This is a genomic window from Flavobacterium solisilvae, assembly GCF_012911605.1.
Taxonomy (GTDB): domain Bacteria; phylum Bacteroidota; class Bacteroidia; order Flavobacteriales; family Flavobacteriaceae; genus Flavobacterium; species Flavobacterium solisilvae.
The window spans coordinates 1-224 of record NZ_JAAMPT010000014.1; the positions used below are offsets into that span (position 1 = coordinate 1).

Genomic DNA, 224 nt, shown 5'->3' on the forward strand with positions numbered 1-224 from the left:
CTCAGAAGACCCGACACCAATCGACCCTTCAAGTCCTGATTACGACCCAAGTTGTCCGACCTGTACATTTACAGACTTAGGACAAACACCACAAATCACTTTGTTGAAAGACGGTGTTTATGCTGATGCGAATGCTGACACTATTGTAAACGTAGGTGATACGATTGTTTACACTTTTACGGTAACCAATACAGGAAACGTAACTGTAAACAATTTGACAATCA

General features: G+C 41.1%; 1 protein-coding gene. It reads left to right on the top strand.

Annotation, left to right across the window (positions count from 1 at the left end):
- Positions 1-224 (top strand): DUF7507 domain-containing protein (locus tag G6042_RS00070; RefSeq protein ID WP_169522291.1); only part of this gene is annotated, 224 nt, incomplete at both ends.